At 71.3% G+C, this 23978-nt stretch carries 27 protein-coding genes; 19 read left to right on the top strand and 8 right to left on the bottom strand.

The genetic code is table 11. The features are described from left to right. Positions 1-80 precede the first annotated feature (80 nt). The 6 genes from ACFYT9_RS38315 (at position 81) to ACFYT9_RS38290 (ending at position 6216) form a co-directional block, all read left to right on the top strand. Positions 81-1169: an LLM class flavin-dependent oxidoreductase gene (locus ACFYT9_RS38315; RefSeq protein WP_389171579.1), complete on the top strand. Its 1089-nt coding sequence runs from the start codon at positions 81-83 to the stop codon at positions 1167-1169. Continuing rightward, a complete protein-coding gene (locus ACFYT9_RS38310) occupies positions 1166-2704 on the top strand; it encodes a Gfo/Idh/MocA family oxidoreductase (protein ID WP_389171540.1) in 1539 nt (512 codons plus the stop codon). Before ACFYT9_RS38315 ends, ACFYT9_RS38310 begins: the two co-directional genes overlap by 4 nt. Then, complete coding sequence (locus tag ACFYT9_RS38305; RefSeq protein WP_389171537.1) at positions 2701-3717, top strand: phosphotransferase family protein; 1017 nt, start codon at positions 2701-2703, stop codon at positions 3715-3717. The genes ACFYT9_RS38310 and ACFYT9_RS38305 overlap by 4 nt, the downstream gene beginning before the upstream one ends. Continuing rightward, positions 3714-5018 (top strand): hypothetical protein, encoded by a 1305-nt coding sequence (locus tag ACFYT9_RS38300; protein WP_389171534.1) that lies wholly within the window; start codon positions 3714-3716, stop codon positions 5016-5018. The genes ACFYT9_RS38305 and ACFYT9_RS38300 overlap by 4 nt, the downstream gene beginning before the upstream one ends. Then, a complete protein-coding gene (locus ACFYT9_RS38295) occupies positions 5015-5665 on the top strand; it encodes a PIG-L deacetylase family protein (RefSeq protein ID WP_389171531.1) in 651 nt (216 codons plus the stop codon). The genes ACFYT9_RS38300 and ACFYT9_RS38295 overlap by 4 nt, the downstream gene beginning before the upstream one ends. 62 nt (positions 5666-5727) lie before the next feature. Further along, entirely contained in the window at positions 5728-6216 is a 489-nt protein-coding gene (locus tag ACFYT9_RS38290; protein WP_389171528.1) for a hypothetical protein, read from the top strand. A gap of 157 nt (positions 6217-6373) precedes the next feature. On the opposite strand, the gene ACFYT9_RS38285 is transcribed toward ACFYT9_RS38290, so the two are convergent. Continuing rightward, complete coding sequence (locus ACFYT9_RS38285) at positions 6374-6925, bottom strand: NUDIX hydrolase (RefSeq protein WP_386454718.1); 552 nt, start codon at positions 6923-6925, stop codon at positions 6374-6376. Positions 6926-7337: 412 nt separating this feature from the next. Between ACFYT9_RS38285 and ACFYT9_RS38280 the strand changes: the two genes are divergently transcribed. The 5 genes from ACFYT9_RS38280 (at position 7338) to ACFYT9_RS38260 (ending at position 12482) form a co-directional block, all read left to right on the top strand. Then, positions 7338-9107, top strand: coding sequence for an ABC transporter ATP-binding protein (locus tag ACFYT9_RS38280; RefSeq protein ID WP_389171576.1), 1770 nt, complete (start codon positions 7338-7340; stop codon positions 9105-9107). A 141-nt stretch (positions 9108-9248) separates the two neighbouring features. After that, positions 9249-10133: a phosphotransferase enzyme family protein gene (locus ACFYT9_RS38275; RefSeq protein WP_389171525.1), complete on the top strand. Its 885-nt coding sequence runs from the start codon at positions 9249-9251 to the stop codon at positions 10131-10133. Beyond that, positions 10130-10606 carry an NUDIX domain-containing protein gene (locus tag ACFYT9_RS38270; RefSeq protein WP_389171522.1) on the top strand — a complete coding sequence of 159 codons (477 nt, stop codon included), beginning with the start codon at positions 10130-10132 and terminating at the stop codon, positions 10604-10606. The genes ACFYT9_RS38275 and ACFYT9_RS38270 overlap by 4 nt, the downstream gene beginning before the upstream one ends. Continuing rightward, entirely contained in the window at positions 10603-11901 is a 1299-nt protein-coding gene (locus ACFYT9_RS38265; RefSeq protein ID WP_389171519.1) for an MFS transporter, read from the top strand. Before ACFYT9_RS38270 ends, ACFYT9_RS38265 begins: the two co-directional genes overlap by 4 nt. Then, positions 11898-12482, top strand: a complete 585-nt coding sequence (locus tag ACFYT9_RS38260) for a class I SAM-dependent methyltransferase (RefSeq protein ID WP_389171516.1) — start codon at positions 11898-11900, stop codon at positions 12480-12482. The genes ACFYT9_RS38265 and ACFYT9_RS38260 overlap by 4 nt, the downstream gene beginning before the upstream one ends. Positions 12483-12611: 129 nt before the next feature. Here the strand turns inward: ACFYT9_RS38260 and ACFYT9_RS38255 are convergent, their stop codons facing one another. Genes ACFYT9_RS38255 through ACFYT9_RS38235 form a run of 5 tightly spaced genes read right to left on the bottom strand, consistent with a single transcriptional unit; the run spans position 12612 to position 14339 of the window. Further along, positions 12612-12947 (bottom strand): YnfA family protein, encoded by a 336-nt coding sequence (locus tag ACFYT9_RS38255; RefSeq protein ID WP_389171513.1) that lies wholly within the window; start codon positions 12945-12947, stop codon positions 12612-12614. Between the two features lie 11 nt (positions 12948-12958). Beyond that, a complete protein-coding gene (locus ACFYT9_RS38250; protein ID WP_389171510.1) occupies positions 12959-13273 on the bottom strand; it encodes a hypothetical protein in 315 nt (104 codons plus the stop codon). Further along, a complete protein-coding gene (locus ACFYT9_RS38245; protein WP_389171507.1) occupies positions 13254-13700 on the bottom strand; it encodes a MerR family transcriptional regulator in 447 nt (148 codons plus the stop codon). The genes ACFYT9_RS38250 and ACFYT9_RS38245 overlap by 20 nt, the downstream gene beginning before the upstream one ends. Beyond that, entirely contained in the window at positions 13697-14032 is a 336-nt protein-coding gene (locus ACFYT9_RS38240; protein WP_389171504.1) for a hypothetical protein, read from the bottom strand. The genes ACFYT9_RS38245 and ACFYT9_RS38240 overlap by 4 nt, the downstream gene beginning before the upstream one ends. Next, positions 14025-14339, bottom strand: coding sequence for a hypothetical protein (locus tag ACFYT9_RS38235; RefSeq protein WP_389171501.1), 315 nt, complete (start codon positions 14337-14339; stop codon positions 14025-14027). The genes ACFYT9_RS38240 and ACFYT9_RS38235 overlap by 8 nt, the downstream gene beginning before the upstream one ends. Positions 14340-14591: 252 nt before the next feature. On the opposite strand from ACFYT9_RS38235, the gene ACFYT9_RS38230 reads away from it, so the two are divergent. The 3 genes from ACFYT9_RS38230 (at position 14592) to ACFYT9_RS38220 (ending at position 16757) form a co-directional block, all read left to right on the top strand. Beyond that, the gene (locus tag ACFYT9_RS38230; protein WP_389171499.1) at positions 14592-15674 is read left to right on the top strand and encodes an NUDIX domain-containing protein; all 1083 of its coding nucleotides are present in this window, start codon (positions 14592-14594) and stop codon (positions 15672-15674) included. Between the two features lie 8 nt (positions 15675-15682). After that, the gene (locus tag ACFYT9_RS38225) at positions 15683-16318 is read left to right on the top strand and encodes a response regulator transcription factor (RefSeq protein WP_389171497.1); all 636 of its coding nucleotides are present in this window, start codon (positions 15683-15685) and stop codon (positions 16316-16318) included. 73 nt (positions 16319-16391) lie between these two features. Further along, positions 16392-16757, top strand: a complete 366-nt coding sequence (locus tag ACFYT9_RS38220; protein ID WP_389171495.1) for a MazG-like family protein — start codon at positions 16392-16394, stop codon at positions 16755-16757. Positions 16758-16825: 68 nt separating this feature from the next. Here ACFYT9_RS38220 and ACFYT9_RS38215 read toward each other — a convergent pair whose 3' ends face one another. Then, a complete protein-coding gene (locus ACFYT9_RS38215) occupies positions 16826-17410 on the bottom strand; it encodes a hypothetical protein (protein ID WP_389171492.1) in 585 nt (194 codons plus the stop codon). 161 nt (positions 17411-17571) lie between these two features. Here ACFYT9_RS38215 and ACFYT9_RS38210 point away from each other — a divergent pair, with 161 nt between their 5' ends. Then, entirely contained in the window at positions 17572-18078 is a 507-nt protein-coding gene (locus ACFYT9_RS38210) for an AAA family ATPase (RefSeq protein WP_389171489.1), read from the top strand. Positions 18079-18364: 286 nt separating this feature from the next. On the opposite strand, the gene ACFYT9_RS38205 is transcribed toward ACFYT9_RS38210, so the two are convergent. Further along, positions 18365-19768: a helix-turn-helix transcriptional regulator gene (locus tag ACFYT9_RS38205; protein ID WP_389171486.1), complete on the bottom strand. Its 1404-nt coding sequence runs from the start codon at positions 19766-19768 to the stop codon at positions 18365-18367. A gap of 1028 nt (positions 19769-20796) precedes the next feature. Between ACFYT9_RS38205 and ACFYT9_RS38200 the strand changes: the two genes are divergently transcribed. The 4 genes from ACFYT9_RS38200 to ACFYT9_RS38185 all read left to right on the top strand — a co-directional run. Continuing rightward, positions 20797-21861, top strand: coding sequence for a hypothetical protein (locus ACFYT9_RS38200; RefSeq protein WP_389171483.1), 1065 nt, complete (start codon positions 20797-20799; stop codon positions 21859-21861). Continuing rightward, positions 21861-22622: an ATP-binding protein gene (locus ACFYT9_RS38195; protein ID WP_376395894.1), complete on the top strand. Its 762-nt coding sequence runs from the start codon at positions 21861-21863 to the stop codon at positions 22620-22622. The genes ACFYT9_RS38200 and ACFYT9_RS38195 overlap by 1 nt, the downstream gene beginning before the upstream one ends. 113 nt (positions 22623-22735) lie before the next feature. Then, on the top strand, positions 22736-23350 hold the full coding sequence (locus tag ACFYT9_RS38190) for a WhiB family transcriptional regulator (RefSeq protein ID WP_389171480.1): 615 nt from the start codon (positions 22736-22738) through the stop codon (positions 23348-23350). 81 nt (positions 23351-23431) lie between these two features. Continuing rightward, the coding region (locus ACFYT9_RS38185; protein ID WP_389171478.1) for a DUF2637 domain-containing protein at positions 23432-23978 on the top strand (547 nt) is incomplete at its 3' end.

Below are 23978 nucleotides of genomic sequence, written 5' to 3'. Positions count from 1 at the left end.
CCGAGGAGACCGACTTGAACCGCTTGCAGTTCCACTGGTTCCTGCCGACCGGCAGCGACGGCCGCACCCTGACCACCGGGATGCGCGGCGTTCACGGGCCCGGCCACGACACGGCCACCAGCACCGGTCCGGGCGCCGACCGGCACCGCGCCCCCGACCTGCGCTACATGACCCAGATCGCACAGGCCGCCGAGCACATGAAGTTCGACGCGATCCTCACCCCCGCCGGCACCTTCAACGAGGACCCCTGGATCACCTGCGCCGCCCTCGCCCAGGCCACCGAGCGCCTGAAGTTCCTGGTCGCGCAGCGCCCGGACTCGATATCCCCGACGCTCGCCGCTCAGATGGCCGCGACGTTCCAGCGGCAGACCCGGGGCCGACTGCTGCTGAACGTCGTCACCGGCGGCGACAAGGCCGAGCAGGCCCGCTTCGGCGACCACCTCGACAAGGCCGCCCGCTACACCCGCACCGACGAGTGGCTGACCGTCCTGCGCGGCGCCCTGTCCGGCAAGCCGTGCGACTTCACCGGCACGCACTACGACGTACTGGGAGCCGCCGTCTTCTCGCCACCTGCCCCGCTGCCCGGCGTGTACTTCGGCGGCTCCTCCGCCGAGGCCGCCCCGGTCGCCGCCCGGCACGCGGACGTCTACCTCACGTGGGGCGAACCGCCCGCCGACGTCGCCGCCAAGCTGGACCGCATCCGCGCCTTGGCCGCCGACGCCGGGCGCAGGGCGCCGAGGTTCGGGATCCGGTTCCACGTCGTCGCCCGCGACACGAGCGAGCAGGCGTGGGCCGCCGCCGAGCGCCTGCTGACCGGCATCGACCCGGCGCACGTCGCACGGGTGCAGGCCACCTTGGCCCACAGCCAGTCCACCGGGCAGGCCCGACAGAGCAGCCTGCACGCGGCCTTCCGGGACAGCGGCCGGACCTCCGACCTGGAGGTGTGGCCGAACGTGTGGGCAGGCGTGGGGCTGCTGCGCGGCGGCGCGGGCACCGCGCTGGTCGGTTCGCACCGCGAGGTCGCCGACCGGATCACCGAGTACGCGGCGCTCGGCATCGAGGAGTTCATCCTGTCCGGGTTCCCGCACCTGGAAGAGGCGTACGAGGTCGGCGAGGGCGTCCTGCCGCTGCTCGGCGCCGGTATCGGCCGCGAGGCGGTGGACAGGTGAGCGCCACCGTGAACGTGCTGGTCGTCGGGGTCGGCCCGCACACCCGCCTCAACCACCTGCCGGCGCTGGCCGTCGCCCAGGACGCGGGCCTCGCCGGCACCGTCACCGGCGCCGACCTGCCCGACGCGGCTGCCGCCGCGGTCGAGTACGGCACGCCGGGCCGGCCCCGGCGGATGCTCGTCGTTCCCGTCGAGCCCTTCCCCGTCTCCTGCCGGGCCCTGCCCGAGGGGGTGCGGCGCGTGCTGGAGGGTGTGGTGGAGCGGGAGCGGATCGGGGCGGTCGTGGTGGCGACCGAGCCGTCCGTGCACCTGCCCTACGCGCTGTGGGCGATGGAGCGGGGCCTGCCGGTGCTGCTCGACAAGCCGCTGACCGTACATCCGGGCGCGTCCACCGACCCGGTGGCCGCGCAGGCGATCGCCGATGACTTCGACACCCTGCTGGACGCTTACCGGGCGGCGCGGCGGCGCGATCCGCGGATGGTGGTCAGCGTGATGAGCCAGCGCCGCTGGCACCCCGCCTTCCGCCGGGTGCGGGAGCTGATCGCCGAGGTGGCCGAGGCGACGAACTGCCCCGTCACGTCGGTCCAGTCCAGTCACGGCGACGGCCAGTGGCGGCTGCCGGACGAACTTGTCGACCTCGGCTACCACAGCTTCGACCGGGGGTATGGCAAGGCCGCGCACTCCGGCTACCACCACTTCGACACCGTGCCGTGGTGGCTGGCCGCGGGCGAGCGGCCGGGCAAGGAGATCGATGAGATCGAGGTCCACGCCGCGTGCGCCCGGCCCGCCGACTTCCTCGCCCAGCTCACCGTCGCCGACCACGCCCGGCTGCTCCCCGGCTTCGCCGACCGCAACCCTTACACCGAGCAGGACCTGGACCGGCTCACCGCCGGATTCGGCGAGGTCGATGTGTTCCTCAACGTCACCTACCGCAGCCGCGGCCGGGTGATGGCGCTCGGCAGCCACAACCTCGCCCACACCACCTTCTCCCAGCGCGGCAACCTCCACGCCGTGGCCGGCGGCCTCTACAAGGGCAACGGCCGGATCGGGCAGGAGGTCCACCTCATCCAGCAAGGGCCCTTCCAGGCTCTGCATCTGCACGTCCTGCAGACCCTTCACGGCGACGAGGACGGGATCGACCGGCACGCGGCGGGCGGCGCTGACCACATCGAGCTCCACGTCTTCCGCAACGACCGCCTGGGGCTGGGCTGGGAACGCCACCGCGCGCTCGGCTTCACCGGCCTCGTGGAGGACTGCGGCGACAGGACGGTGCTGCCGACCCAGCGCTCGGCCCGCACCTGCGCCGTCACCGAGTTCCTCTCCCACCTGGCCGGCCGCGTCCCCCGCGCGGAGCTGGCCTCGGACCTGTCCGACCACCGGCGCCCGGCCCGGTTGATGGCCGGCGCCTACCTGTCGATGTCCCGCCGCTGGACCGCGACCGGCCGACCCGCCGCCCCCGTCGTCCTCGGCTTCCGCCCCACCGCCCCGGCCCCGCGCGCCGGGCACGCCCTCGCCGCCCTGGGAGCCGCGCGATGACCCTCCCCCTCGCCCCCGGCCACATCGCGCCCGGCCTGGGAGCGGTCCTCGGCCCGTACCTGCACCAGGTCCTCGCCGCGTGCCACCCCCACACCGGACGCCTCACCAGCGTCGAGGAGTGCCTCGGCGGCAACGTCGCCCACGTCTTCCGTGTCCGCGGCGAGGCGGGCAACGTCATCGTGAAGATCCGCGGCCACCGCTTCGCCAGAATCCGGCACATCGCGACCGACCCGGCGCTCATCGCGGTCGAGCACCGGGCCCTGACCCTGCACCACAGCCTGCTGCCCGACCTGTTCCCGCAGATCCTGGCGTTCCTGCCCGACGCGCACGCCCTGGTGATGACCGACGTCTTCCCCGACGGCCGGACCTGGCGCGAGCACCTCGACCAGCGCGCCGCCACCGCCGAGGAGTGCACACGCCTGGCCACCGCCCTGACCCGCGTCCACCACGCCACCGCCGGCCTGCCGCCGCTGCGTGAAGGCGACGGCGACGACCTCTTCCGCGCCGAGCACGCCTACGGCTACTGCCTGCGCTCCAGCGGCCACCCCGTCCTCGACAAGGCGTGCCGCCGCCTGGACGCCCTGCCCGGCCGGCAGCTGATCCTCGGCGACGCCTGCCCGAAGAACCTCAGCCTGGCGGCGGGACGGACCGCGTTCGTCGACCTCGACAACGTGCACACGGGCGCGCCGTTGTTCGACCTCGGCTACCTCCTCGCCCACCTGGTCCTGCACCACATCACCCGGCCGTCGCGCCTGCACCCGCTCGCCAGCGCGTTCCTCGACGCCTACACCCTCCCGGGCCACGCCCGGCCCTGGCGCGACGACGACCTCCTCGCGGCGGTGGCCGCCGGGGTGCTTCTGTACCGGCTGGAGGCCCACACCGTCCCCTACCCGGCGACCAGCCCGCCCGCCGCTGCCGACCGTCTGCGCCACAGCCTGCGCCGCCTGCTGGATGCCGGGCCGTTCACCGTCCGCGACCTGCTGGATGCCGCCACCGGGCCGGTGACATCGTGAACGCGCCCTTCGCTCCGCCCGGCGGCACGCCGGACCGGGACCCGCTCGCCGAACTGCGCGCCCGCGGCATCCACGTGCCCAGCGTCCAGTCGCTGGCCCGCGACCAGAGCCCGTTCGCCCACCCCACCCCGGCGCGGACCCGCGCCCTCGCGCCGGGCGTCGTCTTCACCGCCCGACCGATCGGCCTCGGCGACGGGTGCCTCACCAACGCCTACACCCTCACCCTCGACCTCGACCGCGCCGAGTGCCGGCCCGTCTCCTGCCCGCGCGGCTTCCACCTGCGCCACCTCGTCACTGGCCCCGTCGCCGCCGCGGTCTCCGGCACCTTCGCCTACATCTCCGACGACCCCGCCTACCAGCCCGCCGAACCCTGCCTCGACCTCGCCGTCCGCGACCACGACGTCGTCAGCCTGCCCACCGTCACCAAACCCGCCCTCCTCGTCCACCACGGCCGTCCGCTCGTGCGCACCCTGGCCGCCACCGGCACCCTCACCATCGCCGGCCACCCGCACACCTGGACCGGTTCGAAGGACCCCACGCCGGGCCCGGCCCCGGCCGACCACCTCACCGTGTTCGGTGCGGCGAACTGCCGCATCCGCTACCACGACGATCCCCGTACGGGCTTCCGCCGTGACGTCGACCCGGCCGCCAACACCACGCCCCGTGATCCGCAGGCCCTCGACTGCACCGTCTCCCTCTCCCCCGCCGGGGCCAGGATCACCGCCCTGCATCCCGGCGGCGGCGCCGACCTGTTCGCTGGCGCCTACATCCTGCGCGCCCACCACCCCTGGCCCGCCCACCTCGTCACGAACGCGCCCGTCCGCGTCACGGCCGTCGACGCCTTCGCCACAGCCGGCATCGAAAGCGCCCTGTCCCTGGGGCCGTCCGCCGCCGACGCCGCCGCCGGACGCACCGCGCCCTGGGACCAGAGCCTGGGCATCAGCCCGTTCCGCCCCGGCGTCCGCTACGCCCGCACCCTGCTCGCGCTCGGCGGCCGGCATCTGACGCTGACCGTCCTGGACGGCGCGCCCCTCGCCCCCGCGTTCCAGGGCGTCACCGTCCAGGAGGCCGCCGAGCTGTGTGCGCGGGCCGGCCACGACCCGGCGGCGGTGTTCCACCTCGACGGCGGCCAGACCTCCAAGATCGCCTACCGGCACGGGCGCGGACCGGCGGATGCCGTCGGCAGCCTCCATTACCTGCGCTGGCCCCGCAACGAGCACGAGCCCTTCCGCTGGCAGGGCCTCGACGGCCGCCGTCTGCACAGCGCCCTGCAGATCACGCTCCACGAGGAGTCCCGTTGACCGCCTCCCGGTCCGTCCTGGTCGTCGTCGCCCACCCCGACGACGCCGAACTCGCCATGGGCATGCGTATCCGCGACCACGTCCTGGCCGGCGACCGTGTCCGGATCCACTGCCTGACCGTCGGACACCCCGGCACCACGACGCGCCGCGACGAGTGCCTGGCCGCCGCGAAGATCCTCGGCATCGGCAGTTACACCTTCTCCCCCATCCCCGACAGCCGGTTCACCGACCACCGCGGAGCCATCAACGCGGCCCTGTTCGACGCCTTCGCCGCCGAACGCCCCGACGTCGTCTACACCCACCACCCCGACGACCAGCACCTCGACCACGCCGTCACCGGCGAGGAGGCCACCACCGTCGCGATGCGCGAGGCCGCCGACCTGGTCCACTTCCGCTCCCCCTACAGCCGCAACTTCGAACCGAACCTCTACTTCGTCGGCACCCCCGAACTCCTGGCCGCCAAGCAGGCCGCCCTGGCCTGCTTCGCCTCCCAGCAGCAGCTCGACATGAAGGTCTTCGGCGGCCTGACCGAACTGGCCTACCGGCAGCACGTGCACCACCGCGTCGTCGAGCGCTTCCCCGAGGGCTCCTGCGGTGCCGAGATGTTCCGCACCGTCCGCCAGATCGTCCACGCCTCCCGCCCGTAGACGAGGCCACCAACGCCTCTTTCCCGCTCCCTGCCGACCGCATAACGAGGAAGACACACCTGATGATCACTCTCACGCACAGTGGCGAGGAGACCCTCCCCGCCCTGTGGGAGGCATGCCTCCACGCAAGCTTCGACACCACCCCGGCCCAGCTGATCCGCGCCCTCGACAACGCCATCTGGCGCCTGCCCGAAGGCGTCGTCGCCCGCGTCCACCAGCCGGGCACCACGCTCAGCGCACAAAAGGAGATCGACGGCGCCTACTGGCTCTACGGCAACGGCGTCCCCGCCTCGCTGACCTCCGCCGCGACGAGCACGGAGTTCGACCGCCTGATCAAGGACTCGCACAACCAGGCATTCGACGAGGTCGGCCTCGATGTCGGGACCCCCGTCCTCCGCATCGCCGGCACAGCCCTGTTCGGCCCGGTGCTCCGGCAGGCCCCCCGCGGCGAGGCCGCCGGCCAGCTCTGGGACGGCCTGCTCCACGTCGCAGCGACGGACGGGTTCTACGAGATCAAGCGAAGCCGGGACAGCAAGCCCTCCTTCGAGTGAGCGAATCCGCCCCTGGCAGGAACCACACCCTGACCGCCCCCGAGCACGGAGGCTGACACCTGTGGTCCAACACCGAGGCGAGCAGGGCCGCCGGCGTGCTGACTGGTGCGCCTCTGGCACGAGAGCCCGGGACCACCGGTGCTCTGGTACAGACCGTCTAGGCCGGTGCCGTGACCGCTCGCCTGATGCGGTGTCCGACAAGACGCTCGGCCGCCTCCAGCGGGTACCAGCCGGCGCCGGTCACCTCGGACTCCTGGATGCGTCCGACATCGCCGCGGACCGTGGTGAGGGCGTATCCGATGTCCAGGTGGTAGTGCTCCGGCTCGTCCTTCTCAGGTCGGGCCGGCACCTTGCCGTACTCGACGTAGACAGGCGTCGGCGAGACCACGCAGACCTGCCGGGGGTCCATGCCGGTCTCCTCCGTCAGCTCGCGCACCGCCGCCTCGACCAGCGAGGTGTCGGTCGGCTCAAGGTGACCGCCGGGCTGAAGGGTGAGGCCGTATGCGAGGTGCTCGATGAGCAGGATTTCGGCGCCGTCGCGGACGAGCAGGGCTCCGACGGTCACGTGCATGGGGAAGCTGCGCCGAGAGGCGAAGTTCCTGCCTTCCGCGAGGAGCTGCAGGGGCTTGGACAGCTGCTCGGCCTCGTCCGGGTGGCGCTCCAGGTAAGCACCGAGAGCGTCCGAGATGTCGGAATCAGTGATGGCCACGAAGCGGCTCCAGCGAGGTGTTCGTGCGGGGAGGTTCGCACTCTACAAGTCCGGCGGGGGCTGTTGTTCCACAACGCGCCCGGTCTCGCGCTAAAGGGTGTCGCCATCGGCGATTCGGCCAACCTCCTTATCTGTCAGCGCCGTTGGAAGACCCGGGTCGATGCATCCGCCACGCTCCGACACGCGCCGAATCTCGGGGATCCCGCTGAGACCGAAAGACACCAGTTCGATATCCCGGCGCGGTCGTTGAGCTACCCGACCGCCCCACGCGACCGTCCAGGAGGAACCGCCGTTGACCTCGACTCCCGTGAACGATCAGCCCAAGACCACACCGCCTCCTCCGCCGCCGGCGGAGATCACCTACACCGGGCAGTACTCCATCAACCCGCTCGCCGAGGTGTCCTTCCGGCGGATGTGCGCGCAGATCCCCGCCGTCCTGGGCCGGATCGCGCGGCTGTCCTGGCGGATCGACCGGAGGGCCGTGCAGCTGCTTCTCGGCTGCCAGCTGGTCACGGGCGTCTCGGCCGCCGTGCTGCTGACGGCCACCGCCCGCGCCATGGAACCCGTGCTCGGAGCCGGTTCCGCCGGAGACCGGCTGCGGGGTGCCCTGCCGGCGCTGCTCGTGGTGACGGTCGCCGCCGCCGTGGCTCGGACAGCGAGAGCGGTGGCCTCGTACGCGGGGCGGCGGATCACGCCGCGGTTGACGACGGAGATGGATTCGGCGCTGGTCGAGGCGGTGTGCCGGGTGGAGGCGGCTGCGTACGCGGAGGACGGTTTCTCCGACCGGCGTGAGGCGGCCGAGATGGGGGTGATGCGCACCCACGTGATGGTGGCCGACGCGCAGCAGTTCGTGTCGGCGGTGATCCGTCTGGTCACCGCCGGAGGCGTGCTGTCGGTGCTGAACCCGCTGATGCTGCCGCTGCTGCTGCTCGCCGTGCTGCCGGCCGGTGTCGGGGCCGTGCTGAGCGCGCGGGTGGACTACGAGATCCACTACGGCAACATCGCGGATCGCAACGTACGCGGGATGATGCGCTGGTGGGCCACCGAGTCCAAGTACAGCGACGAGGTCCGCGCGAACTCCATGGTCGACTATCTCGTCTACTGGTACCGGGCGCTGTCGGACCGGTGCGATCGGCGCACCCTGGCCGCCGCGCCACGAACCCTGCGGATCGCTCTGTTGTCCGCGCTCGCCGGTGGCATCTGCCTGGCGGCGACGTGGGGTGCACTGGCGTGGCTGGCGGTCTCCGGCCGGATCGACCTCGCGGTCGCCGCGACGGCCGTGATCGCGGTGCAGACCATGCTCGCCGCCTTGACCCAGGTCGTCACCGGCGGCGCCGCGGTGTTCCACACCAGCCTGTACCTCGGCGACATGCAGAGCTTCCTTGACGAGGCCGCCGACCGCGCGCCCCGGCGGGGTCCTTGCCGTCTGGCCGCGCCGGTGGACGAGATCCGTCTGGAGGAGGTGGTCTACCAGTACCCGGGCAAGGACAAGCCCGCCGTCGACGGCGTCTCGCTGACCCTGCGGCGCGGCCAGATCCTCGCGATCGTCGGGGCGAACGGCTCCGGGAAGAGCACGCTCACCCGCCTGCTGACCGGCATCTACCTGGCGGACAAGGGCACCGTCACGTGGAACGGCACCGACCTCGCCAGCGTGGACCCCGCGACGGTGTGGAAGCACACCGGTCTCGTGCCGCAGATCTTCGCGCAGTGGCCGCTGCGCGTCCGCGAGAACGTGACCCTCGGCCAGCCGCGCACCCACGACGACACACCGGTGTGGGAGGCCGTCGACGCGGTCGGTCTGCGCGACACCGTCGAAGACCTCCCCGCCGGCCTCGACACCCTGCTCGCCCGGGACCTGTGGGGCGGCACGGAACTCTCCGGCGGCCAGTGGCAGCGCATCGCGTGTTCCAGGGCCCTGTACCGCCGGCCCGAGCTGCTGATCCTCGACGAGCCCACCTCCCAGATGGACCCCAGGGGCGAGCACCAGATCTTCGAGCAGATCAAGGCGATCGCCGCGGACCGCATCACCATCGTCGTCACCCACCGCCTGGAGAACACCAAGATCGCCGACCACGTCATCGTGATGGAGCACGGCCGGATCACCGAACAGGGCCGGTACGACGACCTCGCCCACGGCGGCGGAACCTTCGCCGAACTCCTGGAACTCTCCCAGGACCGCTGACCGACCTCACCGCCCCCCTGCCGCGCCCCGCCAGGCGGACAGGCCACATCAAGGAGGAGCCATGCCCCCGTCCCCTGCCACCAGCGCCACCTGTGACTTGCGCTCCTCGTCCGCGTCGCACCCGAGCGCGAGGTGCACGGCGTGAGGCAGACGAAATCCCTGCCCATCGCCGTGCAGCGCTGGGCGGAGCAGTTCACCGGGCCGGTCGTGACCGTGCGCGACGCCTCGCACGACTGGCACCGCTCCCGCGTGTGGGAGCTCACCGGCGAGAGCGGGGCCCGCTGGTACGTGAAGGTCTCGCCCTCAGTGAAGTTCTTCGCCCGTGAGACCCGGGCCTACCGAGGAGTCGTTCCCGCGCTCGGGCACAGCCGGGCGCCCCGTCTCCTCGCCAGCCGCGCGGACGACCTGGCGCTGCTGCTCACCGTGGCGCCCGGTGGCCCGGCACCTGGGCTGGGACTGACCGCCGCGGAGTGGCGGGCCGTGCACGCGCAGGCCGGCATGCTGTGCGCCCGGCTCCACGACGCTGGTGCGCTCGACCCCTGCGACCGCGCGGAAGCCGAAGCGTCGCTGGTGGCCGCGGCCGATGGCGCGGAGAAGTACCTGGGCCGCGCTGGGGACCGGCTCACCGCGGACGAGCAGCAGCTGGTCCGCGACTACGCGGCTCAGCTCCGCCGTGTCGGACCGGTGCCGCTCGGCTACATCCACGGGGACAACCAGCCGAGGAACTGGCTGTGGTCTGAGGCGGGGCTCGCGCTCGTCGACTTCGAGCGCACCCGCCCGGCCGCCCGCGTGCAGGACCTCGTCATCCTCGCCGTCACCGAGTGGCTCGACCACCCGGACCGTGAGCGAGCGTTCCTCCAGGCGTACGGGCGCGACCTCACCGGCGCCGAACGGCACGTACTGCGCTGCCTGACCGCGCTGGACGCGGTCAACTGCCTGGCCTGGGGCCCGGATAACGGCCATCCCGAGGTCACCGCCAGAGGCCGGCGGACCCTGGAGCGGCTCATGAAGGAGGACCGGCCGTGAGCAACGTCCATCGCAGCATCACGCACGTCATGGTCCTGCTGCGCCAGCCGGCCGACGGCCGGGTTCTCACCGTCCGGCACCAGCCGCGGTCGTGGCACTCCCCCGGGCTGCTCACCGTCGTCGGCGGCCGGCTCGAAGCCGACGAGTTCTTCGACGAGGGCGCCGCACGCGAGCTCGCTGAGGAGACCGGCGTCCTCATCACCCCGGGCCGTCTCGAGTTCTGCCAGCTGGTCCACCTTCACGCCGCGGACGGGGAACGGGTGACCGGCGTCGTCTTCCTGGCCAGGGAGTGGGAGGGCGAGCCGTACAACAGGGAGCCGGACACCCACAGCGAGCTCGTCTGGGTCGATCCCGCCAGCCCGCCCGACGACTGCCACCCTTTCACCCGCGAAATCCTCCGCTTCTTCGCCGCCGGGCACCGGTACGCAAACGTGATCGCCCCTGAGCTGGCCGTGGGGGGTGAACCCCGGTGACGGTCGCCGCCGGGACCCGTAAGACGACCGCCTGGGCGCTGCCGGCCTACCGGTACCTGCTCGGCAGCGAGGCCGTGACCCTGGCCGGGTCGGGGGTGAGCGCCGTCGCTCTGCCCGCGCTCGCAGTCCTGGAACTGCGCGCCACCGCCGGGCAGGTGGCGACGCTCGCGTTCCTCGGCCAGCTTCCCAGCACGCTCGCTCTCTGGGCCGGGGCCTTGTCGGACCGGCACGCCAAGCGTTTCCAGCTCCTCATCTCGGACCTGGTGGCCGCCGCGGCGCTCACCACGATCCCGGCCGCCGCTCTGGCCGGGGTGCTCACCATCGGCCAGCTGTACGGGGTGACGCTCGCGGTGGGCGCGGCCAAGGTGGTCCGCGACGCCGCCGCCATCAGTCTCCTGCCGGCCATCGTCGCCCCGCACCTGCTGCACGACGCCAACTCCCGCCTGGGCGCGGCTTCCTCGGTGGCCGACAGCGCGGGCAGCAACGTCGGTGCGGCGCTCGTGGGCGCCGTCGGCGCCGCGCGGTCACTCCTCGTCGACGCCGCCTCCTTCCTCGCCTCCGCCTGGCTGGTCTGGCGCATCAGCGTGCCCGAGCCACACGTGTCCCCCGTCGGGGCCGAGAAGTCACGCGGCCTCACCCGGGACATCGCCGCCGGCGTGCGCTACGTGATCGGGCAGCCGACGATCCGCACGGTGATCGCGGCCCTGGCCGTGCTGTCCTTCGGCCTCGCTCTGATGAACACCTTCTGGGCGTACTACCTGCTCACCGAGCTCGGTGTCTCCCCGACCGCGTTCGGGGTGATCATGGGCGCCGGAGGCATGGGCAGTCTGGCCGGTGCGCTGCTCACCTCACGGATCACGGACCGGTTCGGCGTGGGCCCGGTGATCATCATCGGGTTCGCGGTCAGCCCCCTCGCCCAGGTGCCGCTCCTTCTGGCCGGGCCCGGCCGCGGCTGGCAGATCGTCCTGGCCGCGACGCTCACCGCTCAGTTGTTCTGGGCGACGGCCGCGGGAGTCAGCCAGCGCACCTTGCGGCAGATCCTGTGTGACCGGGCCTTTCAGGGCCGGATGCAGGCGGTCAGCACCACCGTGACCGCCGGAAGCCGCCCCCTGGCCGCCGCGAGCGCCGGCGCACTCGCACTCGTCCTGGACGTGCCGGTCGTCCTCGCCATCGGCGCTTTCCTCCAGATCGTGCCGGTCTTCCTGCTGCTGGCCTCTCCCGTACGCGCCCTGCGAACCATGCCCGTCCCGCCCGTACCCGCGGCCGTGCCGCCCGCCCGAGAGGGAACCTCGTGACCGCCACCGCATCCACCGCGACCCCGGCCTACTGGGAGCCGCTCTGGCACAGCCGCCGTCGCTACCGGCCGCTGTGCCAGGCCGAGAAACAGCTGATGGCCGAGCACCTCGGCCCCGGCGAGGGCCGCCCCGCCCTCGACATCGGCAGCGGCGACGGCGGCCTCGCCCGCCACCTCCACCACGAGCTCGGCTACCGCACGACAGGGATCGACTGCTCCCCCAGCGCCATCACCCTCGCCGCCGCCCAGGACACCGGGCCCGGACCGACGTGGCAGTGCCTGGACATCGCCACCGAAGACCTCACGACGCTCCCGGACGCGGCCTACGCCCTCATCACCTGCCGCCTGGTCTACCGGTGGATGGACGACAAGCCCGGCTTCCTCAGCCTGGTCCGCCGCCTGCTCGCGCCCGGCGGCACCTTCTGGGTCGTCACCGAGATCGCCGGCCGCCGCACGACCACCGACCCGAACCTCCTCGGACTCGGCATCCAGCCCCCGGACGCCGAACTGCTCACGGCCGGCTGGTCCGCCGCGCGGACCAGCGACCTCGACGTCCTGCGCTGCTACGCCCTGCGCCCCTGACCACCCGGCCCCGCGAACGGAAGGAAGTCCCTCGTGCTGGACGTCGAGAATGCTGGTAGTTCCGGCTATCAGAAGTTGTGCAATGACTGCCTCGTTGACGCCGCGGGCCAGCTGGGCGCGAGGTAGAGATCAGTGGCTACGCGGCGCGTACATGATCACGGCCATGCCCGCGAGGCAGATGAGGGCACCGATGACGTCGTATCGGTCGGGGCGGTAGCCGTCGGCGACCATGCCCCAGGCGATCGATCCGGCTACGAAGATCCCGCCGTACGCGGCGAGGATGCGGCCGAAGTTGTCGTCGGACTGGAAGGTGGCTACGACGCCGTAGAGGCCGAGGGCGATGACGCCGGCGCCGATCCAGATCCAGCCCTTGTGCTCGCGGATGCCCTGCCAGACGAGCCAGGCTCCCCCGATCTCGAAGAGGGCGGCGACGGCGAACAGGGCGATGGAACGAGCGATGGTCATGGTGCTCGACTCTATCGACGGCCGGGGCCGGTGATCTTCATAGGGTCCCCGGCCTTCTGGCAGCCGCAGCCGCTCTCACCTGCGGTCTTTGGCGCGCAGGAGCACGGGCGGCGGCGCTGGCCGAGCCACCAGGCTCCGGCGGCGAGGACGGCCAGGACGACGGCGATGGCCGGCAGCCAACCCACCACCGCTCCCGCCCCGGCCCCGACGACGCCTGCCGTGATCAGGACGGGCAGCGCGCAGCACGCCACACAGGCCAGGGCGGCCAGGCCCCCGAGTGCCTTGGGGGCGCGGTGGGGGCGGGGGTCAGCAGCAGGGGCCGGCATGGCGGTTCTCCTCGGCGAGGTCGGTGAAGGGGATCGGGCAGCAGGAGCTGGACGCGCAGACGGTCAGGTCGTCGCACCCGGCTTCGACAGCTGCGACGAGGGCGGTGCGGATGGTGGTGAGGTCGGCGATCTTCGCGTCGACCTCGACGAGCTTGGCTGCGGCCCGTTCCTGGAGCCCGGCGACGGGACGGCCGTGCCGGTGGCGGCCGGCCTCCAGCAGCTCGGCAACCTCGTCGAGCGTAAATCCGAGCCGCTGGGCGGCCTTGATCACCCGCAGCGCGGTCACCGCGTCCTCGCCGTAGAGGCGGTGACCGCCGTTGCTGCGTTCCGGCTCGGCCAGCAGGCCCCGCCGCTCGTAGTAACGCAGGGTCTGGATGTTCACCCCGGCCGCCCCGGCGACCTGCCCGCTGCGCAGGCCCGTGCTCACCGCTGCTCCCCGGCAGCGGCGGTCCGTGCCGCGAGGGCGTCCAGGACCGACTCGTGCGCCTGGTCCACCGAGATGTCCAACCGGATCAGGTCCTGGCCGGGGGTGGTGGTGAAGGTGAAGAACGAGCAGCAGCCGCTCTCGCGCTCCACCAGGTCACGCACCCGGTCCTCCACGCCCTCTCCGCCTGCCAGGTCAAGGCGCAGGTGGAGCGGCTGCGGCCTCGACAGCGAGGTCAGCCGCTCGGAGAACAGCGCGTCCCACTCGGCGACCCGCAGGGGCCGCTCCTCGGTCGGCAGGGTGCAGGACTGCGGCACCCACGCAAGATCACTCATCGCCCTCACTCCCGTCGTCATGTCCCCTGAGGTGGGAACACCTCCGACGGTAAACCTGTACCTGGGTACCGGTTGCAAGTCCGGCGGTCTGCGGCCTGGCCGGAGCGTTCCGCGCCGGGGTGGCCGTGGACTCCTGGCGGTGGGTGATCTCTGCGGCACAGGTGAGGTCCAGGCCGGCGAGGCGCTGCCAGGCGTCGGCGGTGTTCTGGTGGATGCCGAGCAGGCGGCTGACAACGACCGCATGCAGCTCGGAGGCCAGTTCCAGCACCAGCCGGGCGGAGCCCCCACTCCAGGCCGTCGTCGTCACGCAGCCTCTTCCGCAGAGTGCGCGAATCACGCATCAGATGAACGATCCCCAGCAAGAGTGCAGGTCAACAGCCTGCCTTGCTCGACACCAGGAGGCACGTTGATGCCGCGGATCCCCAGCTCAGACGGCCCAGATTCACGCACCGGATGCAATTCCCCGGAGTCGGAAATCGGCGACATCTGGACCCTCTACGGCCGCCATCAGCTCGATCGCTCGTTCGACCTGCCTGAGCTGGGCGAATGGGCCTGGGTTATGTCGCAGGCCGGGCCCGGAATCAGCGTGCTCGGCGAGGTCGCCGGCCTGCGCGTCCTGGACCTGGGATCCGGAGTCGGCCGACACGCAGCTCACCTGGCCGCTCTCGGCGCCGACGTCACCGCCGTCGACGCCTCCCCCACCCAGCACCAGCGCGCCCTCGCCCGCTACCCCGACACCCCCGGCCTGCGCCTGGTGTGCGCCGACGCCGTCGACCACCTGCGGGAAGCCGACCCTTACGATCTGGTCTACTCCGTCAGCGGCGTGCCGTTCCTGGATCCGCACCGCCTTCTGCCCGCCCTGGCCAACGGCCTCAGGCCCGGGGGGCGGCTGGTGTTCAGCGCGCTGCACACCACCTCGAACGGTGACGGTCCCTCCGGCTCCGTCACGGCCCGCCCGGAGATCCTGCGGCTGCCCGGCTCGGACATCGAGCACCAGATGCACATGTGGGTCCTCGAACCGCAGCTGTGGGAGGACCTCCTCGTCGACCACGGCCTTGTCTTGGAGGCGGTCACGACGATCGACTCCGCGCAGGCCGACCAGCCGCTGTCGTACCGGCTGTACGCGGCTCGCCGCCCGGAACGGATCCGCAGCCGGCCCCGGACGTCGGCGCCGCCCGCGCCCCACGCGGCGCTGGGGGTCGGCATCATCGTGCACGGCCCGGACGGTGTCCTGCTGGGGCGCCACCGGCGCGGAACGTGGGAAGTGCCCGGCGGATCGGTGGAGCCCGGCGAGACCTTCGTCGAGGCCGTGATCCGGGAGCTCGGCGAGGAAACCGGACTGATCGCGGAACCCGCCGATGTGCAGGTGCTCGGCACGCTTCTCGACCACGTAGGTGGCATCCTCCGGCTCACGGTGCCCGCGCTGGTCTCCCGCTGGTCCGGCACCCCACGGGAGATGGAGAGAACGATCGGCTCGTGGCGGTTCTGGAGCCTCGACGCACTACCCCAGCCCCTCTTCGAGGCCAGCAGCCAGTGCCTGACGGCTTGGAATCAGGACCTCCCCCTCGACCACCCGCCGGCCGACTTCCAGTCCTACGACACCCGCCTCTCGCCCGGCTCACGGCCGATTCCGGACAGCTGATCGCCGCCGTGACCACCACCCGAATCACCGTCGCGCTGCGCGCACCCGACCCGATCTCCCAGGCCGGAGTGATCAGTCAGCTACGGCCCCGTCCCGAGATCGCCATCGCCGACTGGCCCGAGGACGCCGCCCCGGAGGCCGAGGTCGTCGTCCTTGTGGTGGACACGGTCGACGAAGAGGTTCTGCGGCTGCTCCGCCACATCAACCGGACCAGCGCCTCCCGCCCCGTCCTCGTGACCACCGACATCGACGAACAGAAGCTGGTGAGCGCGGCGGAGTGCGGGGTCGCCGGGGTGATCCGGCGTGCGGAGGCGACCCCCGAGCACCTGGTGCACGTCATCGGCACGGTTGCGAAGGGCGCCGGGCACCTCCCCTCCGACCTGGTGGGACGCCTCCTGGAGGAGGTCGGCCGGCTCCAGGGGCAGGTCCTCGGCCCGCGCGGCCTGCACTTCACCGGCCTCGCCGCCCGCGAGGTGGACGTATTGCGCCTGGTGGCGGAGGGCTACGGCACCGCGGACATCGCCGCGAAGCTCTCGTACTCCGAGCGAACCATCAAGAACGTGCTGCACGCCGTCATCACCCGGCTGCAACTGCGCAACCGGTCTCACGCGGTGGCCTACGCGATGCGCCAAGGACTCATATGACCCAGCCCACCATCACGCACGCCAGCGCTTCCGCTGGCGGACGCTCCCCCTGCAGAGACCAAGGAGTTCTGTTGTGAGCACTGTCCCGTGGGAGACCATCGGCCGACTGGCCGAGCTCTTCACCCGTCTCGACACCGAACGCGGGATCCCCGCAGAGCAGCAGTGGACCTTGCAGGTCCTCAAACTCACCGAGGAGGTCGGCGAGTCGGCCCAGGCCGTGATCGGTGCCTGGGCCACCAACCCCCGGAAAGGGCAGAGCCATACCTGGGGCCACGTCCAGGAAGAGGTCGCTGATGCTGCGATCACCGGCCTGGTCTCCCTGCACCGGATGCTGGGTGACGAGGCTCCGGCCTTCTTCGAAGCCTTGCTCGCCCGGAAGGCCGCGAGGTTCTTCGACCTGGACGGCGACACCAGGACGCCGCCTGGCGGAGGGGCGTGAAAAACGGTGCGGGCGAACAGGGAGTCACGCGGCAGAGGACCTGTCGGCAGGCGCGCTCTCCAGGTTTCTCAACCGGCGGCCAGGGCCAGGAACTCTTCGACGCCCTGGGCGGCCGGCACTTGCCGGAAGGCGGGGACGAGGTCCTGGACCAGGGCTTCGCAGCGCGGTGCTCCGATGCGGCGGGCGAGCCGAAGGGCTTCCCCGGCTGTGTGGGCGGCGATCTCCGGCTCCTTGAGTTCGAGGTGGCTCTTGGCCTGGTAGGCGAGGAAGACCCCTTTGGTCTTGTCTCGCTCGGGGGTCAAGAGGGCACGCCTTTCGGTGATCAGCTGGTGGGCGCGAGCCGTGTCGCCGAGGTCGAGGAGGGCTTGACCGGTGTCGACGGCGAGATCGGCTTCGCCGTACCAGGAGCACCAGGCCGGCAGGGGTTTCGCGGTCGAGGCCGCGAGGAGTCGTTCGGCTGTGGTGAGGGCTCGTCGGGTCTCCCGCTCGTCTCCTTGGGCCGCCAGGGCCCGGGCGAGGCGGAGGTGGAGAAGGCTGCGGGCAGCGGGGTGATCGGTGCGGGTGATGGCGTGGGTGAGGATGCCGACGGCGGTGGGGTGGTCCTTGCACCAGGCGGCCTGATAGGCGAGGTCTCCGAGCATGGCGGCGCCCATGTCGCGGTCTCCGGTGGTGTGGGCGCTGTGGACAGTCCTTGAACGGCTGGAACAAGATAATGATCCATGCGCGAGCGGCGGCACCGCGGCCCCCACGACGTACGAGGGTTGGGACGACGGTGGAAGACTCCCGGGAACGAGGCGGATGTGGGGGGGAGTTGATGGTGGTCGAGAGCGGGGCTCCGACGGTCTTCCTGCTGGTGGGGCTCACGGGCTCGGGGAAGACGACCTATGCCCAGCGGGTGCTGGAGCCTCGGGGGGCGGTGCGACTGTCTGTGGACGAGGTGGTCTTCGCGCGGTACGGCCGGTACGGCGTCGACTACCCGGAAAACACGTACTTCGAGAAGGAGGCTCCGGTCGTCGCCGAGCTGCACGAGCGGCTAGCCGAGCTGGTCGCCGAGGGCCGGGATGTGGTGTGGGACCACGGGCTGTGGCCGCACAAGGACCGCGAGGCGATGAAGACGCTGGTGGAGGCCACTGGCGGACGATGGCGGCTGCTGTACTTTCCCGTGGCCCGTGACGAGCTGCTGCGCCGGCTGGCGGAACGCAACGTACGGGGGGGCGCGAACTCGCTCGTCGTGACGCCGGAGGCGCTGGGCGACTTTTTCGCCCGGTTCGAGGAGCCTCAGGGCGAGGGCGAGGAGATCGTGGAGCCCGGCTGTTTCTGAGGCGTCGGCGGGCGCCAGGCGGTGGTGATCGTGGCCGCTCCGGCAGCCCAGCCATCGGGGAGGCGGTCGAGGGGCGACGCAGCAGAAGGCGAGGCGGGGGCGGTGATGTCGATGCGGCGGGAGTGCCGGTCGGTGCGCAGCCTCTGCCCCATCTGGCCCTACCGCCCCACTTCGACTGTCCCCGACAGTTCGCCGATCTCTGAGGACGGCTCGTGTCCGCGAAGGTCGGAGAACGCCGGAGGCCACCTCCGACTGAGGCTGGCCTCCGGCGACCCGATGGGCCCGCTCAGATCTCGTCGGTCGGATCCCAGATGTACGGGAGTGTCGGGTCCTGCTCGTACAGGTCCCGCCCGATCTGCTCCAGGAAGTGGATCCTGTGCCGGAGTTGGGGCAGCAGCTCCTGGATCCGTCCCGACGCCTCCTTGGGGTCGGTCGGCAGGTTGGCCCTGACCAAGGTCTTCATCTCCGCCCGGGCTTCGGGTTCGGTGGCAGCGTGAGGAAGCTTCACGATCGCGGTGTAGACCGAGACCTCCGAGACGCTCCAGGCTCCGTCCTCCTCCTTCACCGCCCAGATGACCGACTGGGCAGAGGGGGACAGGGTGAGCTGGCACCCGTCACCCATGAGCCGGCTGAGCACCGGAAGGGGAACGGCGTCAGCCCCGGCCAGCGCGGCTGCTTCTTCTGCCGTGGGAACGGATATCCGTCCAGTAATCGCGTGAGCGATCCGACGTCGAGCTGCGGCGGCCGGCGGAGCCGGCTGCTGAACCTGCGACTCTTCTCCTGCAGCGCCGAGTGCGGTGTCCACGTCGCGCGCCTCCTCCTCGCCATCCTCGTTTGTCCACCAGGTGATTACGACCATGCGGCAGTCGGGAAGTGCTGCCGGATACAAGACGTGCGAGACGACGTCGATCGGCTCCCAATCCATCGCCGGAATCGACATCCGGAAGATGTGCCCGTCCCGGTTCTCCGTCAGCTCGTTCGTCGTCTCCCAGATACCCCGTACATCCTCGTCCTTGCAGACGTCGCCGATCAGTTCAATCAGTTCGGCCGAGTCGCTCCCGCGGGCGAGGGCGAACTTAAGCATTCGGACGTACTCGCGAGCATGACGTTCCCAGTCGTGATACTGGACGCGCGCCTCGCCTGACGTGAGCGCCCACCTCATGAGATTGGCGCCGGGCTCAAGGACCCAGGGCCACCACTGCGCCATCGCCGGGTTGAATCCGATGATGTTCCAGTGGGCATCGCACAGGTAGGTGGGAGCCGGCATCTGCTTGTCGATTAGCAGGCGCAGCCCACTGCGAACTCGCGGATCTGCCGTGGCCCCGCTGTCAGCAGCGGCAATGGTCAGGTTGTTGTAGAGCAGCAGGGCGATGTACTCATCCCGATCCAGCTGGAGTAGTTCCGCGAGGCTGTCGCACTGGGAGCGGTCGAGGCGATTGCGGCCGTCACCGCGTTCGAGGGCTCGCCACCACCTCTCCGACCTGCCGACCGCGGTCGCGCACTCCTCTTGGGTCACTCTCCGCCCCCGACGGTGCCCGGCCGCCTTGCGCCAGGTCTTGAGCTGGCCGGCGAAGCCCATGACCTGTCCGGCCCACGGGGTCTCCTGCCCTTCGCGCTCCCTGCCAGCCGTCCGCTCCGCGCCTTCCCCGCCGCTCCCGGGGCCCGGGTGGAGGGGCTCAGTCGCGCCCATCCGCTCTCCTCGATCATCGTGTGCTTCCCCTCGCATTGAGGGCTACCTTCCCCGAGCGGAGGCAACAAAAAGAGGGGGGACCTTGCGCGATACGCGCCGGCCCTCCCCTGCCTCTACTCCAGAGTACGAGATCATTTTCGGTGGCCAGGATCACCTCCTTCCACAGGGTGACGCGCCCCACATCTACCTACGCTCGCGTAGGGAAGAGCCCCAGGGGCAATAGAGACGCGATCCGCCCGAATCGGACAATAAACCGGCAAGGATTTTCCGGTTCCAAAACCGGCAATTAATTGCCGGTTTTTTCTCTCCACGCACCCTCGGCACCTTTACGAGCTCTTCACGACCAGCCCTCGACGGACACCCTCCCGCCATCCCTCCTTACAGGAACGGCAAGTTGGGGGTCAGATCACTCCCCAAGACCTCCCGTCAGCACCATTTTCTACGCGCGTAAACGCGGCTTGAGATGGCGTTGACGATGAATCCCGAGCGGGCTTAAATCCTGGACATCACCAGATCGGCGGCGTGATCGCCCCGTCATCGAGGCAAGGAGAAAGAAGATCATTTCCGTTGAGTGGCAGACAGAGACCGGCTCCTACGGCCCTGCCCCCTCACCTGGGGGCACCGCACCCCACACGGACAGTGACGAAAACTAGTGCAAAGTATGGACTTGCGCCGGCGCTCTACGTATGTTCGTCGTCCCCCGCCGGGCAGCCCGGCGACCGGCGAAAGAGCGATATGAGGATCCGAGCAAGCACCTAGAAACGCCGCGGCGCCCAGGAGAGCCAACTCCCGGGCGCCGGAATGCGAAGAGTCCTACCTTTCCGCCGAGCCAACGGCGGACAGGCGACCCATCACCACCGCACCGGCCCTTCCTACGGGGCAACACCGGAGCGGCTTGTACTACAAGGAGAGTCTTGCATGAGCACGGCCCTGCGCGGAACCCCGTCCTCTGGGACCGGGCCCGTGGAGCCCACCGCGGTCGCGGCTGTCACGAACCGTCCGGCACGCCGGCACGGCGGTGAGGTCTGATGGCCCGCATCCGCACGATCAAGCCAGAGACTTGGGAGTCGGAGGACCTCGCCTCCGTCCCGGTGACAGCCGTGCTGACCTTCATCGGCCTGCTCACCCAGGCCGATGACGCGGGTCGGCACCGCGACCTGCCAGCCGTGATCGCCGGGCGGCTGTGGGCCCTGCGCCCCGACCACACCCCAGCACATGTCGCCCAGGACCTGGAGCAGCTGGCCGAACGCGGCCTGATCTGCCGATACACCGGATGCGACGGAAAGACGTGGCTGCACATCGTCACGTGGGATCGTCACCAGAAGATCAACCGCCCTTCGGTATCCCGCCTGCCGCGCTGCCCGCTCCACGAGGCCAAGAAGCCGTGCGGCGAATGCGGCACCCGCGCGTGCCCGGCGCAGGGCCACCTCGGCCGCCGCGAGGGCGACCTGGCGGCGCCCGCCTTCATGAGCCCTCACGACGACCTCATGCTGGCTGATCCGCCGGCCCCTGGCGCCAAAGAGGCCCCCATCACTCCCTCAACCCCTCGCGTGATGGAGGCCACTTCGCCGGAAGGGCCTGCCCTCTGGCGAGGATCCGAAAAAGTCGCAGGTCAGAGCGATATCGCTGGATCTGGTGACGTGACGGAGGCCACATTCACTGAGGGTTCCGGTACTGGATCTAGGATCTTGGATCCTGGATCTTCCCGTAGGGGGCGCGAGGCGCCCGCGCCGGTCCCCTCCTCGGAGCAGGTGCTGGAGTCCGCCGAGGCGGGCGAGTGGTCGGCGAAGCGGCTGATGGCGGAGTACCTCCGCGGATGCAGCCGCCGTCCGCCGAAGACGTTCCTCGGCCACCTGGGCAAGGAGATCCGCCAACTGCTGGACGAGGGCTTCGAGCCCGACGCACTACGAACCGCGCTCGACCGCCTGCGGGCCAAGAGCCTGCACCCGAGCGTCCTGCCGAGCCTCGTCAACGAGGTGGTCAACTCGGCGCCGTCCTCCGCCTCCGGCGCGGGCCCTTGGGCCGCCGCCCCCGCCTACACCCCGTACCTCAATCCCACCGCCCCGACCGGGACCTTCGGAGTCGCCCTGTGATCCGCTCTCGCCTCGACGACCCTCAGACGGCCGCCGACAACCCGGCGATGGCCTGGATGCAGCGCAAGCTCGCCGAGCGGGGCATCGACCCGAACGCCACTGCGCCGCTCGCCGAACGGCCTGAGCCGAACCCGGCCCTGGAAGCCGCCCAGGAGCGCATCCCGTACGAGTACCGCGCCGCTCAGACCGAGCATCCGGACGTCGCCCGCTGGGTGGGCTCCATCGCCGACGCGGCGGTCGGCCACGCCGCCAACGCCCTCGCGCCCCACGTCGGCCGGACCGGCCAGCGCGAGATCACCCACGGCCGCAGCCTGCTGCTGTGGGGGCCCACGGGCGCCGGCAAGACCCACGAGGCGTACGGGGCGATCCGCGCGCTGACCGCCGCGGGGTGCGGCGTGCGGTGGCAGGCGACCACCGCGGCAGACCTCTACGGCGCGATGCGGGCCCGAAACGGGCTCGATCCCGAGTACCTGCTGCGCCGGATCGTCCGCGTGCCGCTGCTGCTGCTGGACGACCTCGGCGCCGCCAAGAGCACCGAGTGGACCGAGGAGATCACCTTCCGCCTGCTCAACTGGCGCTCGGAGCACCGCCGGCCGACGATCATCACCACCAACCTGCCGCCGGTCCGCACCGAGCACATGGACCCTCGCCAGCCTGTCCTGCGCGACAAGATCGGCGACCGCGTCCTCTCCCGCCTGTCCGGCATGTGCACCCCGGTCCACCTCAGCGGCCCCGACCGCCGCTTCCGCGCCGCCGCCTGACGGCCCCGGAACCCCTCACCTGCTTCTCGCCGCCCGCCCCAGCCGCGCGCCGACCACCACCTTCGCGTGCCGCGCCGCTCCTGCCTGCCCGGCGGCATCCCCTGGAGACACCCATGCGCCACATCACCACCAATGCCAGCAGCCCGACCCCGCCCGTACGAGGCATCGCCGACATCTCCTGGCACGCCCGCGGAGCCTGCCGGGACCTGGAAGCCGACGAGGCCGACCGGCTGTTCTTCTCGGCGCCCCGCGCCCTCTCCGACATCGCCGAGGCGAAGTCGTTCTGCCACCGGTGCCCCGTCCGCCAGGACTGCTTCACCCACGCCCTCGACAACGACATCCGCTGGGGCATGTGGGGCGGACTGACCCGAGACGAGCGCCGGCCCTGGCACGCCAAGGTCGCCAAGCGCCTCGACTACGCCCGAGTGCGCGCCGCGATCATGGGCCGGGACGTGTTCCTCACCGCCGCCGAGCGAGACGCCGTCGCCCGCCACGCCTACGTCCGCAAGTGGACCCCCGAGCGCCTCTCCTACGTCCTCGCCGTCGACCTCGACCATGCCCGCGACCTTCTGCGAGACGCCGGCCACGCCATCACGGACCGCGACCGCTACTGGACGCCGGCGGACCCGGACGACGACGAGGCCGACGCCACGGAAGAAACGTTCTGCCCGGTCCCCCGGCAGGCACAGACAGACGACCTGATCAACGCCCTGCAGAAGGCGGCATGAGCCGCCCCATCCGCCCGATCCACGCTTCCACCACCAAACGAAAGGCACCTGTTGACCGAGGAGACTGCGGACCGATACGCCTTGACCGCAGCCGTGATGGTGATCGCGGTGCTGACGGGGTCCGGCTTCTGGCTCTCCTACGCGCACCTGGCGGAAGTGGCCGCGCGCCATGGCCTCGACAGCTCGCCCATCCGGCAGTGGGCCTGGCCGGCCACCCTTGACGCCTTCATCGTGGCGGGTGAGCTGCTGATGTTCCGCGCGGGCCTGCGCCGGGTGACGGACTGGTGGGCGATCGGCGTGACCGCTACCGGATCCGTCGGCTCGATCGCTCTCAACGTCCTCGGCGTCAGCGGCGCAACCCCCGGTCCGGTGCCGCACCTGGACTACGTGGTCGCCGCAGTCCCGCCCACGGCCAGCATGCTCGCCTTCGGGGTGCTGATGCGGCAGATTCACCAGCGCGTCGCCCGCCCCCTGCCGAACGAGGAGCCGGTCCGGGCCTCCGAACCCGGACCGGAAGCCGAACCCGGACCGACCCCGGAACCCGGACCAACCCCGGACCACCGCCCGAACCCGGACCCCGAACCCGGACCGGAGACCGAACCCGGACCGACCCCGGAACCCGGACCCG

It is taken from the genome of Streptomyces sp. NPDC004435 (assembly GCF_042873895.1).
Lineage (GTDB): Bacteria > Actinomycetota > Actinomycetes > Streptomycetales > Streptomycetaceae > Streptomyces.
Note: the sequence above shows the minus strand (reverse complement) of the source record. Positions and strands in the feature narration are given on the sequence as shown.